Annotated in this window: 2 protein-coding genes; one reads left to right on the plus strand and one right to left on the minus strand. The window is 51.8% G+C overall.

All coding sequences use genetic code 11. From position 1 onward, the window contains the following. Positions 1–306, minus strand: a 306-nt coding sequence (locus B157_RS39340) for a hypothetical protein (RefSeq protein WP_041952084.1), incomplete at its 3' end; no start/stop codon positions are given. Between the two features lie 417 nt (positions 307–723). Between B157_RS39340 and B157_RS35275 the strand changes: the two genes are divergently transcribed. Further along, positions 724–1,531: choice-of-anchor Q domain-containing protein (locus B157_RS35275; RefSeq protein WP_041952085.1), on the plus strand; the 808-nt coding region annotated here is incomplete at its 3' end.

Here is a 1,531-nt window from a genome sequence, read left to right on the forward strand (position 1 = left end):
GGAATCTATAAGCCTACATCCGGCACCGACCGCAACGCCAGCTTCACTATTCAACCAGGCGTTCAACTCTATGGCGGCTTTCGGGGTAACGAAACCGCCATTGACCAACGGCCACCGATAACTTATTACAGAGCCAGCAGGACCATCCTGAGTGGCGATATTGATCTTGTTGGGGATAATGACTGCTATCATGTGGTAACCATTGACTTCTTCTCTTCTACGGGCGTTGAACAGATTAGCGAAACCCGTTTGGATGGCTTTCAGATTAGTGGAGGAAATGCGACTGGGATGGATGAACGAATGCAACCTGCAAATTTTATTAATAGTGGGGGCGGTGTTTATTGCATTGGCTATTACTTAGGCGCTAAATGTACCGTTGCTAATTGTTCATTTAAGAATAACAAAGCGGATTCCGGAGGTGGACTATTTGTTGGCGCTTTACACGGACAGGCTCCTAAACTTGTTAACTGTTCTTTCTACAGATGCAGAGCGAAAAAAGGGGGCGCTGTTTGTAATTTACACGTTACAACATCTTATTCTCTTGACGCCGAATTAACCAATTGCGTATTCATCGAGAACGCAGCGGATTATGGGAGTGCCGTTTATTGCGACAATGTTAGAACTTCACTCCTAAACTGTAGCGTAATAGGCAATTATACGAGTGAACGTGAGGGCTGGCCTATTAACAGCTCTTCTTTTTCACCCACTCTGACCAATTGCCTGGTGTGGAGTAATACTTCAGGTCTTGGCAATAATGGACCATATGGTGAAAGGCCAACCATCACGAATTCTAATATACAGGATTCGCCCTACCCGGGAGAGGGCAACCTCAGTGTAGACCCACAATTTAGCGCGGACCGCCCGCCCTTTTCAGATCCTGACACCGGTAATTTTCAATTACTACCAACCTCTCCACTAATCAATGCCGGTGACCCAAACAGCACCATCGCTACTGTAGGCCAGAAAGACGCGGCCGGCCAACCCCGGATCATTGGGGGCCGGGTGGACATCGGGGCCTTTGAGTACCAGCTACCGCCAGCACCGACACTAACCGGGGTAGGTATCACCCCCAACGCTATCTGCCCCGGACAGGTCATCACGTTCAATACCACCGTCGGCAATGTATCCGCTCCGTATCCCTTTACCCTCACCAACGGGAGCCAAAAGCTGAACGGTATGGCCGCCAGTCCGGCCTTCAGCCAAACGTTGACGGCTGGCGCAGCGTCGCCCACCGGTCCGCAGACCTATACCCTCCTGGTGGCCAACAATGGCCAGATTGGTTCCGCTACGGCAACCGTTACGATTAAATCCAAACCTGCCCCGCCCACCTTCCGGGTGTCTCCGTCACCAACCATTTGCGCGGCCGATGGGCCGATTGACGTCTTCTTCCCGGGCAGTCAGAATCCCAACCCCTTCTCGTATTCGCTCACCAGCGCCAGCGGGCTCAACAACCAGTCTATGGCCTTGATACCGGGCGGCTTTGGGTTTCTTCTCTCGGCTGTGGATCAGTATACCCTGGTAGCGACCGCTT

The sequence above is a fragment of the Spirosoma spitsbergense DSM 19989 genome (assembly GCF_000374085.1).
GTDB classification, from domain to species: domain Bacteria; phylum Bacteroidota; class Bacteroidia; order Cytophagales; family Spirosomataceae; genus Spirosoma; species Spirosoma spitsbergense.